10 protein-coding genes are annotated in these 10,377 nt (G+C 67.3%); all 10 read left to right on the forward strand.

Translation table 11 applies throughout. The features are described 5' to 3' along the window. The first annotated feature begins 70 nt into the window (after positions 1–70). The 10 genes from ACFVJ3_RS41030 (at position 71) to ACFVJ3_RS41075 (ending at position 10,255) form a co-directional block, all read left to right on the forward strand. A complete protein-coding gene (locus tag ACFVJ3_RS41030; RefSeq protein WP_378457515.1) occupies positions 71–541 on the forward strand; it encodes a VOC family protein in 471 nt (156 codons plus the stop codon). Positions 542–570: 29 nt separating this feature from the next. Then, positions 571–1,395: an IclR family transcriptional regulator gene (locus ACFVJ3_RS41035; protein ID WP_378457516.1), complete on the forward strand. Its 825-nt coding sequence runs from the start codon at positions 571–573 to the stop codon at positions 1,393–1,395. Between the two features lie 130 nt (positions 1,396–1,525). After that, positions 1,526–2,206 carry an NADPH-dependent F420 reductase gene (npdG, locus tag ACFVJ3_RS41040; protein ID WP_378457517.1) on the forward strand — a complete coding sequence of 227 codons (681 nt, stop codon included), beginning with the start codon at positions 1,526–1,528 and terminating at the stop codon, positions 2,204–2,206. After that, on the forward strand, positions 2,187–2,504 hold the full coding sequence (locus ACFVJ3_RS41045) for an NIPSNAP family protein (RefSeq protein ID WP_378457518.1): 318 nt from the start codon (positions 2,187–2,189) through the stop codon (positions 2,502–2,504). The genes npdG and ACFVJ3_RS41045 overlap by 20 nt, the downstream gene beginning before the upstream one ends. A gap of 102 nt (positions 2,505–2,606) precedes the next feature. Beyond that, the gene (locus tag ACFVJ3_RS41050; RefSeq protein ID WP_378457519.1) at positions 2,607–3,656 is read left to right on the forward strand and encodes an LLM class flavin-dependent oxidoreductase; all 1,050 of its coding nucleotides are present in this window, start codon (positions 2,607–2,609) and stop codon (positions 3,654–3,656) included. Continuing rightward, entirely contained in the window at positions 3,653–4,363 is a 711-nt protein-coding gene (locus ACFVJ3_RS41055; protein ID WP_378457520.1) for an enoyl-CoA hydratase/isomerase family protein, read from the forward strand. Before ACFVJ3_RS41050 ends, ACFVJ3_RS41055 begins: the two co-directional genes overlap by 4 nt. After that, positions 4,353–5,516: an acyl-CoA dehydrogenase family protein gene (locus ACFVJ3_RS41060; RefSeq protein ID WP_378457521.1), complete on the forward strand. Its 1,164-nt coding sequence runs from the start codon at positions 4,353–4,355 to the stop codon at positions 5,514–5,516. Before ACFVJ3_RS41055 ends, ACFVJ3_RS41060 begins: the two co-directional genes overlap by 11 nt. After that, on the forward strand, positions 5,513–8,071 hold the full coding sequence (locus ACFVJ3_RS41065) for a bifunctional FO biosynthesis protein CofGH (RefSeq protein ID WP_378457522.1): 2,559 nt from the start codon (positions 5,513–5,515) through the stop codon (positions 8,069–8,071). Before ACFVJ3_RS41060 ends, ACFVJ3_RS41065 begins: the two co-directional genes overlap by 4 nt. After that, the gene (gene cofC, locus ACFVJ3_RS41070) at positions 8,068–8,799 is read left to right on the forward strand and encodes a 2-phospho-L-lactate guanylyltransferase (protein ID WP_378457523.1); all 732 of its coding nucleotides are present in this window, start codon (positions 8,068–8,070) and stop codon (positions 8,797–8,799) included. The genes ACFVJ3_RS41065 and cofC overlap by 4 nt, the downstream gene beginning before the upstream one ends. A 199-nt stretch (positions 8,800–8,998) precedes the next feature. Beyond that, entirely contained in the window at positions 8,999–10,255 is a 1,257-nt protein-coding gene (locus tag ACFVJ3_RS41075) for an MFS transporter (RefSeq protein WP_378457524.1), read from the forward strand. Positions 10,256–10,377: the final 122 nt, after the last annotated feature.

Consider the following 10,377-nt stretch of genomic DNA (forward strand, 5'->3'; position numbering starts at 1 on the left):
GACTGCCGCGCCCCCGGCGGAGCGCCATCCACCCACCCGAACAGAGAAGTACAAGAAGAAGGACGAAGCAATGCGAAAGTTCTGGCACGTCGGCATCAATGTGACCGACATGGACAAATCGATCGATTTCTATCGGCGGATCGGTTTCGAGGTAGTGCAGGATCGGGAGGTGGAGGACAGCAACCTTGCGCGGGCGTTCATGGTCGAGGGTGCCAGCAAGCTCCGCTTCGCGCACCTGCGCCTGAACGACTCCCCGGACGAGGCCATGCTGGACCTCATCGAGTGGAGGGACGCACGTTCCGAGGGTCGAGCGCAGAGCGACCTCGTGCACCCGGGCCTCTGCCGATTCTCGATTCTCACCGACGACATCGACGCCGAGTATGCACGGCTCGTGGACGACGGTGTCGAATTCCTGCACTCGCCGCAGACGATCATGGGTCCGGACGGAGTCAAGGGCTGGCGGCTGCTCTTCGCGCGCGATCCCGACGGCACGCTGTTCCACTTCGCCGAACTGGTGGGGCAGGCCGCTACGGTCAGCTGACAGCATCCGCACGACGAAGGTAGGAACCCTTGACCAAGGCAGAAGTCCCGGGAAGCAGCGCGACTGACGAGCGGGGCGAGCAATCCAGCGAGCAACTGGTGCCCGCCGTCTCGCGCGCCACCCGCGTGCTCGAGACGCTGGTCCAGCAGTCCGCCGGAGCCACGCTCACCGAGTTGGCCAAGCGCTGCGCTCTTGCGAAGAGCACCGCGTCGGTCCTGCTACGGACCATGGTCGTCGAGGGCCTCGTCGTGTACGACCAGGAGACGCGTCGGTACAACCTCGGCCCGCTGCTCGTGGAGTTCGGGGTCGCTGCGATCGCGCGAACGTCGGCGGTCGCAGCGTCGCGGACGTACATGGAGTGGTTGGCCGAGCGGACCGAGCTGGCATGTCTCGCCATCCAGCCGATGCCGGACGGGCACTTCACGGCGATCGCGAAGATCGAGAGCCGCAAGGCCGTCAAGGTCACCATCGAGGTGGGCGCGCGCTTCGACCGAGATACTCCGTTGATCAGCCGACTCGCGGCAGCATGGCCGAGCCGGGGTCGCCCAGAGCTTGTGGCGCATCCCGCCGACGAGCTCGAGGAGCTCCGGGTGCAGGGCTACGGCGCGGTCTACGGCGAATATCGACCGGAACTCAACGTCGTGGGGGTCCCGGTGTTCGACCGAGACGGCGAGCCGTGCCTGTTTATTGCCCTGCTCGGTATAGGTGACGACCTCACGGTCGAGGGTGTGGCCGGGATCGCCGACTACCTCGTAACCGCTTCGCGGGAGATCAGCTCGCATATCGGCGGCAGCATCCCCCAGGACTACCCGACTCCGGTCGGGGCACCCGACCTCGGCGCCGGGCGCGGCTGACCAACCCCCATTTTCTTCATGCGGCGGCCCCACCGGGGCCCGCCGCTCCGAGTCGACCCTCAACGGTCGGCTGCCCGCCTCCGGTGCAACGCGCCAGAGGTGTCCCGTCCAACGTGTGTAGGAGACATAGATGAAGAGCAGCAAGATCGCCGTCGTCGGCGGCACCGGACCCCAGGGAAAGGGGCTGGCCTACCGGTTCGCGGCGGCCGGTTGGCCCGTCGTGATCGGATCGCGTTCGGTCGAACGCGCGGAGGAGGCGGCAGTCGAGGTGCGCAGACGCGCCGGTGACGGCGCCCTGGTCAGCGCCGCCGACAATGCGTCGGCAGCCGCCGACTGTCGCATCATCCTGCTGGTCGTCCCGTACAACGGCCACCGTGAGCTGGTCTCGGAACTGGCACCCGCCTTCGCGGGCAAGCTCGTCGTCAGCTGCGTGAACCCGCTCGGCTTCGACAAGTCCGGGGCCTACGGTTTGGACGTCGAGGAAGGCAGTGCTGCCGAGCAACTGCGCGACCTTGTGCCCGATGCCACGGTAGTCGCTGCGTTCCACCACCTGTCGGCGATCAACCTCTGGGAGCATGAGGGCCCTCTTCCCGAGGATGTGCTCGTGTGCGGCGACGATCGGCCCGCCAAGGACGAGGTGGCTCGGCTCGCAGTCGCGATCACCGGCCGTCCGGGCATCGACGGAGGGGCACTGCGAGTGGCGCGGCAGCTCGAACCGTTGACCGCCGTTCTCATCAACGTCAACCGGCGCTACAAGACGCGTTCCGGTCTCGCTGTGAACGGGGTTGTTCATGATCCACGAGCTGCGTGAGTACGTTGCCCTACCGGGCCGTGCCGAGGACCTGCACCGCAGATTCGCCGACGAAACCCTGGCGCTGTTCGCGGAATTCGGGCTACAGGTCGAGGGCTTCTGGCACGAGGCAGGCAACCGTGCCCGGATCGTCTACCTGTTGGCGTTCCCCGACCCCGAGGCGGCGGACGCCCATTGGGCCCGATTCCAAGCCGACCCCCGGTGGCGTGCGCTGAAGGCGCGCACGGAGAGCGACGGGCCGCTCATCTCGGAGATCCGGAGCACGTTCCTGGTCACGCCGGCGTACGCCCGCCCCTGAACGGCGCCCAGAAAGATTGTGCCGACTCTTGACCGTCGCCGTACTCTGCCCTTAGCCTGTTCCATATAGTGATTCGAGTTCAATATCATGAAGAGAAGTCCGATGATCAAAGGCATTCAGCTCCATGGTTGGGCTGACGGGCCGCAGATGGTGGAAGTGGCCGAGATCGCTGCTCGGAGTTTCGAGACCGTGTGGCTCAGTGACCAGCTCCAGTCGCGAGGCGTTGCCGTTCTCCTCGGCGCTATCGCTGCGCGCACCGGTGTGGGGGTAGGCACGGCGGTGACCTTCCCCTTCGGGCGCAACCCGCTCGAGATGGCGTCCAGCATGGCCACGCTTGCGGAGTTCATGCCCGAAGGGCGCCGGGTCAGCATGGGAATCGGCACCGGGGGTGGGCTGGTGAGTGCGCTCATGTCGCTGCAGAATCCGATCGAGCGCGTGGCCGAGTTCATCGCGATGTGCCGGCTTCTCTGGCAGGGCGAGGCGATCCGAATGGGTGACTACCCACAGATCTGCACAGCCCTCGGATTGCGCGAGGATGCCCGGGCGTCGTTCTCCTGGACAAGCAAGCCCGACGTGCGCGTGGTGGTCGCCGGCGCCGGGCCAAAAGTGCTGGAGATGGCCGGCGAGCTTGCCGACGGTGTCATCTGCGCCAGCAACTTCCCGGCCCATAGCCTCGCGGCCTTCCGCAGCGGCCAGTTCGACGCGGTGAGCAACCTCGATTCGCTCGACCGGGGACGAAAGCGCAGTCGGCGGGGGGAATTCACCCGGATCTACGGCGTGAACCTGTCCGTGTCGGCCGACCGGGACCAAGCCTGCGCGGCCGCACGGCGACAGGCGACACTCATTGTGAGCCAACAGCCTCCAGAGAACCTGCACCAGGTCGGCTTCGAGCCCTCCGACTACGCCGCCACCCGAGCGGCTCTCAAAGCCGGTGACGGCGTAGACGCAGCTGCCGACCTCCTCCCGCAGGAAGTCGCCGACCAGCTCGTCGTCTCGGGCACACCCGGCGACTGCATCGAGGCGCTGGCCGAGTTGCTCGAGTATGCGGAGGACGCCGGATTCACCGAGGCCTACATCGGCGCCCCGGTCGGCCCCGACCCCCGCGAGGCGGTCGAGCTCCTCACCTCCCAGGTCCTGCCGGAGCTCGCATGAGCGCCAGCACGCAGGCAACCCGGGACCTGTGCCCGGCCGAACAACTCGACGGTCTGGTCGTCCTGACGCTCAATCGTCCCGAGGCACGCAACGCCCTCGACGTCCCCCTGCTACAGGCGTTCGTCGCCGGACTTGCCGAGGGGCGACGCGCGGGCGCCGGTGTCGTTCTTGTGCGCGCGGAAGGGTCGGCGTTCTGCGCAGGAGCAGACGTGCGTTCGGACGACGGCACGGCGACCGGCCGGCCGGGCCTCCGGCGTCGCCTGATCGAGGAGAGCCTCGACCTCATGGGCGACTACCCGGCCGCAGTGGTCGCGGTCCAGGGCGCCGCGGTCGGCGCCGGGTGGGCCATCGCCACGGCAGCGGACATCACCCTGGCCTCGCCTGCCGCTTCGTTCCGATTTCCCGAGCTCCCACTCGGGTTCCTGCCACCCGACAGCACGGTGCGCAGACTCGAAGCCGCCGTCGGCCCGGCGCGGGCGCTGCGGCTCCTTGCGCTGGACGAGCGCTTTGTCGCCGACGATCTCGCCAGGCTCGGCCTGGTGGACGTAGTTCCCGAGGCTTCGCTCGACGGGAAGGCACGCGAGATGGCCGCCCGACTCGCGGCCCTTCCTCCCGAGCTGTTGCGCGATCTCAAAACAGGCCTCTCCGCCTGGAAGCGGCCCCACTCCATCGACCGACCACCCTCGAAAGGCAGCCATGAGCACTAGCATCCACATCCAGACCGACGAGCAGGAGCACCTCCGCACCACCGCCCGGGCGTTCCTGGCCAGACACGCTCCCGCACACGACGTGCGAATCTGGGACGAGGAGGGGAAGTATCCCGAGCACCTGTACCGCGAGATCGCCCGCCTCGGATGGTACGACGTGGTCGCCGGCGCCGAGATCGTCGAGGGGACGGCCGGCCTGCTGATCACGCTCTGCGAGGAGATCGGCAAGGCAAGCTCCGACCTCGTGGCCCTGTTCAACCTGAACCTCAGCGGGCTGCGCGACATCCACCGCTGGGGCACGCCCGAACAGCAGGAAACGTACGGTGCACCGGTGCTGGCCGGCGACGCGCGCCTGTCGATTGCCGTCAGTGAACCCGACGTGGGCTCGGACGCTGCAAGCGTGGCGACGCGCGCCGAGAAGGTCGGGGACGGGTGGGTCCTCAACGGCCAGAAGACTTATTGCGAGGGCGCGGGACTGCCCGGCGCAGTGATGGAACTCGTCGCCAGAGTGGGCGGGGGTGGCCGCAAGCGCGACCAACTCGCAGTATTCCTCGTGCCGGTCGACCATCCGGGTGTCGAGGTCCGCCGGATGCCTGCACTCGGCCGGAACATCAGCGGTATCTACGAGGTCTTCCTGCGGGACGTCGCCCTCCCGTCGACGGCGGTGCTGGGTGAGCCCGGTGAAGGATGGCAGATCCTCAAGGAACGTCTGGTGCTCGAGCGGATCATGATCAGCTCCGGTTTCCTCGGCAGCGTGGCCGCGGTGCTCGACCTGACGGTCCACTACGCCAACGACCGCGAGCAGTTCGGCAAGGCACTCTCGGGCTACCAGGGCGTGACTTTGCCCCTCGCCGAAATGTTCGTCAGGCTCGACGCGGCCCGGTGCGCCGTACGCCGTTCGGCCGACCTCTTCGACGCGGGCCTCCCGTGCGAGGTGGAGAGCACCATGGCGAAGTTCCTCTCCGGTCAGCTCTACGCAGAGGCCTCTGCGCTGGCGATGCAGATCCAGGGCGCCTACGGCTATGTGCGCGACCATGCCCTGCCGATGCACCACTCCGACGGGATCATCGCGCGCGTCGTGGCTGGGCCTCCCTCGGTCCAGCTCGACTTCATCGCCCGGTCCATGGGCTTGGGGACAGGAGCGAGCAGGTGACGGGTCTGAGACGCGCGCTCGCGCGGGCGAGCGCCGGCAAGACCATCGACGCCGGGGAAGCCGAGGCCCTCCTCGGTGCCCGCGGCGCCGATCTCGACCGACTCTGCGAGGTCGCCGCGGGCGTTCGGTCGGCCGGCCTGTTCGATGCCGGTCGGCCAGGAGTGGTGACCTACAGCCGGAAGGTGTTCATCCCGCTCACCCGTCTGTGTCGCGATCGCTGCCACTACTGCACCTTCGCGACGACCCCCGGGCGGGTCGACGACCCGTTCCTCTCTCCCGACCAAGTGCTCGAGATCGCACGTGCGGGCGCCCGGATGGGCTGCAAGGAAGCGCTTTTCACGCTGGGCGACCGGCCCGAGGACAGGTGGGACGCCGCCCGCGACTGGCTCGAGTCGCGGGGCTACGCCGACACACTGTCCTACGTGCGGGCCATGGCGGTGCTGGTGCTCGAGGAGACCGGTCTGGTGCCGCACCTGAACCCGGGGATAATGTCCTGGGCTGAACTCCAGCGCCTCAAGCCGGTGGCAGGCTCGATGGGTCTGATGCTCGAGACCACCGCGCGCTCGCTGTGGGCGGAACCCGGGGGGTGCCACTACGGTTCCCCTGACAAAGATCCCGCTGTTCGTCTGGCCTGCATCGAGGATGCGTCCCGCACCAACATTCCCTTCACGACCGGAATCCTGGTCGGGATCGGCGAGTCCTACGCCGACCGCGTGGAGTCCATCCTCCAGATCCGCCGGATCGCACGGCAGTACGGCGCCGTCCAAGAAGTGATCGTCCAGAACTTCCGTGCCAAGCCTGATACCGCGATGCGGTCGGCCGACGACGCAGACCTCGACGAGTACCTCGCTACGATCGCAGTGGCCCGTATCCTGCTCGGACCCTCGATGCGTCTTCAGGCCCCGCCCAACCTGTCGGAGCCAGGTGAACTGCGACGGCTGCTGGCCGCGGGGGTCGACGACTGGGGCGGGGTATCGCCTCTGACCCCCGACCACGTGAACCCCGAGCGGCCTTGGCCGGAGATCGAGCGACTGAGTGAACTGAGTGCTGCAGCCGGTTTCGAGCTACGTGAGCGCCTCGCCGTCCAGCCGCAGTACGTTCTCGCGGGAGAGCGGTGGATCGACGCCCGAGTCCGGCCCCACCTGCTCGCGCTCGCCGACCTGGAGACCGGGCTGGCCGCCGACGTGCTCCCGGAGGGCCGACCGTGGCAGGACGCTGCGCCGGGCGAGTCCAGTGGCAGAACCGATCTGCACCTCGAGATCGACACAGAAGGGCGGCGTACGGATACCCGCAGTGACTTCGCCAACGCCTTCGGTGACTGGACCGTGCTCGGCGAGGAGATGACCGCACGTGCGGGGGCAGGCATCCATCCTCGTCTGGGCAGTGAGGTACTCGCCGCCTTGCGCGCGGCCGAGCGGGACCCCGCCGGTCTCAGCGACGCCGAGGCTCTGGCACTCATTCACTGCGACGGCGCGGATCTGGATGCCTTGTGCGCTTTGGCAGATCAGGTCCGGCAGTCGACAGTGGGCGACGCGGTGACCTATGTCGTCAACCGGAACCTGAACTTCAGCAACGTCTGCTACACCGGCTGTCGTTTCTGTGCGTTCGCGCAACGCGCCAGCGATGCCGATTCGTACCGGCTCTCCGTCTCCGAGGTGGGGGAGCGGGTCGCTCAGGCCTGGGATGTCGGCGCCACCGAGATCTGCATGCAGGGCGGGATCGACCCCGGCCTCCCCAGCACCATCCATCTCGACCTGGCGGCCGAGACGAAACGCCGGAGCCCGCAGATCCACCTACATGCGTTCTCGCCGATGGAGATCGTGAGCGGGGCCTCGCGCATGGGCATTTCGGTGGCCGAGTGGCTGACCGAGGCACGCAGAGCTGGGCTCGACTCCGTGCCAGGCACCGCCGCCGAGATCCTGGACGACGAGGTTCGGTGGGTACTGACCAAGGGCAAACTTCCTGCAGCCGAGTGGATTCGGGTGGTCAAGACCGCGCACGAACTCGGGATCCGCACCACCGCGACGATGATGTACGGGCACGTGGACGAGCCTCGGCACTGGGTCGGTCACCTTCGCGTCCTGCTCGACATCCAGAGGGAGACGGGCGGCTTCACGGAGTTCGTTCCATTGCCGTTCGTGCACCAGAGTTCACCCATCTACCTCGCAGGTCTGGCAAGGCCGGGCCCGACCCGACGGGACAACCGCGCAGTTCACGCGTTGGCCCGGCTGATGTTGCACGGTCAGGTCGACAACATCCAGTGCTCATGGGTCAAGCTCGGTCCGGACGAATGTGTGGAGCTACTTCGCGGCGGGGTCAACGACCTCGGAGGCACCCTGATGGAGGAGACCATCAGCAGGATGGCCGGTTCGACCAACGGGTCGATGAAGACCATCGCCGACATCACCCACATGGCCGGCGCGGCAGGTCGACCTGTCCGGCAGCGCACTACCACGTACGAAGACGTTGATGCCGAACGCTCAGCTGCAGCAGGACGATTCGACGACCGGGCGCGGTCCGTGCTGCCGCTCGCCGTGGGGATGGTCGGCCAGTGAACGCACATCCAGCTCCCGAGAGTGATGGAACCCGCAGTCGAGGTCCCCGCGGGCCGTGGGTGGCCGTGATTCCCCAGCGGGACATCACGTCGGCGAAGTCGCGACTTCTGCTCCGGCCGGAAGCCCGGCAGGCGGTGGTTCGCGCAATGTTCCGAGACACCGTCTCTGAGGTTCGGGCTGCCTCGCAGGTGGAGGCGGTGCTCGTTGTCGTCGACCGGATTCAGGACGCGGCCCACGTGCGGTCGCCGGGTGTCGTCCCACTCGTATTACCGGGCACGCCGGGCATGAACGCCGCCCTGCGCGAAGGTGGGCGCCGGGCCCGCGAGTGGTGGCCGCGCTGCCGGCTGGCGGGACTGCCCGCCGATCTTCCGAGCCTTCGCAGCGAGGACCTGGACGTCGCGCTGAAGGTAGCCGGGCGGCACGAGCGCACATTCGTGGCGGACCGAAGACGCGAGGGAACAAGTCTTCTGACGGCCGCCGAGGGCGTGCACCTCGATCCGAAATTCGGGGAGCGCTCACGCCTGGCGCACCTGGGCTCCGGAGCGGTGGAGACGCTCGACCCGAACATCGAGTCCCTGCGGCGGGACGTCGACGATCTCGACGACCTACTGGACGCCGCACTGGGACATCCCGGTGCTGCGCTGGGCGCCGTGCTGCGCAGTCTGGGTCACCCGTTCGATCGGATGTCGGCGCGACAGCGGTTCGACTCGTCCTCGGTGGCGCCCTGACTTTCGGTTCGGCGCACTGATTTTCATCCATATTCAGCGGTGATCGGCTCGATGAGGTGACCTGTCGGTGACCTCGCGAGCATCGATCGCGTGTCTCGCTGTGTTCTCGGTCGGCCTGAGTGGGAATGTGCTCGATGGTCGATTCTCTTCATCTCCAACAGTATTCAGAGCGGCTCCCTTACTTTCTTCGAGGAGACACATGAACAATCGGCTCAGCTTTCCTGCATATGTGGGCGTCGCCGCCCTGGCATTTCTCGCGATAGCCGCTGACGGCTACGACCTCGCCATCTTCGGTGCCGCGACGCCGAACCTACTCCACTACGCAGATTGGGGTCTGACGACCGCGCAGGTCGGAGTGATCGCCAGTGCGGCGATCCTGGGGATGGGCATCGGATCCATCGCCGCCGGAGTGCTCGCCGACCGATACGGTGTGCGGCGGTTGTTCCTGGTCTGCGTCAGCTGGTTCTCCGTCGGCATGATGCTGTGCGCCGTGGCACCCACCGCCGAACTGCTGGGTGCCGCCCGGTTCTTCGCAGGGTTCGGCCTCGGCGGGGTCGTGCCCACCGCTGTCGCGGTGACGATGAGCGTCGCACCGGCAGACCGGAAGAACTTCCTCAACGGCGTGATCCTGGCCGGCATACCCATTGGTGGCGTCCTGGCCGCTCTCACCGCCCTCGCCTTCCTCGACGTGCTGGGCTGGCGCGGCGTCTTCTTCGTCGGGGGCGCTTTTCCCCTGCTGACCGTGGTACCGATCGCCGCGGTGAAGCTCGCGCGGTGGGTACCCACGCCGAACGCTCTGCGTTCGGACGGCGCGGCCGACCGCCCCACCTTGCGCGTCGTCTTCAAGAATCTCGGACCCACCGGATGGGGAGCGCTGGCAGTGTTCACCGCGCTGACCTTCTGTGGCCAGATCCAGTGGTACGGACTGCTCACCTGGTTGCCGCAGATCATGAAGGCCAGCGGTTACTCCCTCGGATCGGCATTGGTCTTTCTGGTGATCTTCAGCCTCGGAGCCGCCACCGGTGCGTCCGGAGGTTCCTGGATTGCGGACAAGTTCGGAGAACGTCGCGCAGTTCTTGCCGCCTTCACAGTCGGCGCGATCGCCGTCATGACCCTTGCGGTACACCTGCCGTCGCCCGTTCTCTACGTCTTTCTGTTCCTCGCCGGGGCGGGGACGGGCGGAACGCAACCGATCGTCTTCGGCTACGTGGCCACCTACTTCCCCTCCGACATCCGTGCCAGCGTTATCGGATTCGTTGCAGGAGTGGGCCGGATCGGAGGCGTCTGCGGACCGATCCTGGGCGGGTTGATTGCCGGCCGACCGTCGATCGTCATGTTCTCGGTGCTCTCGGGAATAGGGATCTTCGCCGCTCTGCTGTGCTGCTTTGCGCTGGCGGCGATCAAGGCCGAGAAGGACCACACCACAACACCGTCGAGCACCCCGGCTGAGGTATGAGCCCGTGTCGTAGGCGGAGGTCTGGAACGTGAACGTGACTGTATTGGTTGGCGGGGTGGGTGGGGCCCGGTTCCTGCTAGGTGTGCGGAGGTTGCTCGGGGCCGATGCGCCCGGTGGTGGGG

Origin of the sequence: Rhodococcus sp. NPDC127593, assembly GCF_042671975.1 — a bacterium.
In the GTDB taxonomy this organism is placed as follows: Bacteria; Actinomycetota; Actinomycetes; order Mycobacteriales; family Mycobacteriaceae; genus Rhodococcus_F.

Excerpts from the sequence above, each read along its gene's own strand:
- ACFVJ3_RS41055 (WP_378457520.1), top strand. The coding sequence starts at position 3,653 with ATGAGCGCCAGCACGCAGGCAACCCGGGACCTGTGCCCGGCCGAACAA.
- ACFVJ3_RS41050 (WP_378457519.1), top strand. The coding sequence starts at position 2,607 with ATGATCAAAGGCATTCAGCTCCATGGTTGGGCTGACGGGCCGCAGATG.
- ACFVJ3_RS41045 (WP_378457518.1), top strand. The coding sequence starts at position 2,187 with ATGATCCACGAGCTGCGTGAGTACGTTGCCCTACCGGGCCGTGCCGAG.
- ACFVJ3_RS41030 (WP_378457515.1), top strand. The coding sequence starts at position 71 with ATGCGAAAGTTCTGGCACGTCGGCATCAATGTGACCGACATGGACAAA.
- npdG (WP_378457517.1), top strand. The coding sequence starts at position 1,526 with ATGAAGAGCAGCAAGATCGCCGTCGTCGGCGGCACCGGACCCCAGGGA.
- ACFVJ3_RS41075 (WP_378457524.1), top strand. The coding sequence starts at position 8,999 with ATGAACAATCGGCTCAGCTTTCCTGCATATGTGGGCGTCGCCGCCCTG.
- ACFVJ3_RS41060 (WP_378457521.1), top strand. The coding sequence starts at position 4,353 with ATGAGCACTAGCATCCACATCCAGACCGACGAGCAGGAGCACCTCCGC.